Consider the following 369-nt stretch of genomic DNA (forward strand, 5'->3'; position numbering starts at 1 on the left):
CGACGCAGTCTGGCGACCGCCACCCTTAGTCTGCAGCGACGCCATTAGTGACTGCGTCTGCGCCTCGGGTTCCACGCCCAAATGCTTCTTCAGCAGCGCGCGGCAGGATTCGAACTGGCGCAGGGCCGCGTTTTCGTGGCCCCTGGCGGCGTAGACCCGCATCAGCGCCCGATGCGCCGCCTCCGCAGTCGGGTCTGATGCGAGCAGCCTTTCCGCGAGCCGTTCGCAGGCCGTTTCGTCCGCGGTTCCGGCTTCAGCCAGCGCGAGGCTCAGGCGCTCCACCAATTGCAGCGCCTTCTGCCGGTATCTCAACTGAGAGGGGCTGAACCACTCATCCAGACCGTCGGGAATGGCTTCGCCCGCAAGCAC

The 369-nt window shown here is 66.4% G+C and carries 1 protein-coding gene; it reads right to left on the minus strand.

Features of this window, described 5'->3' with window-relative positions:
* Window positions 1-369: bacterial transcriptional activator domain-containing protein (locus EN818_RS31070; RefSeq protein ID WP_210237326.1), on the minus strand; the 369-nt coding region annotated here is incomplete at both ends.

This window comes from Mesorhizobium sp. M3A.F.Ca.ET.175.01.1.1, from assembly GCF_004791945.1.
Classification (GTDB): domain Bacteria; phylum Pseudomonadota; class Alphaproteobacteria; order Rhizobiales; family Rhizobiaceae; genus Mesorhizobium.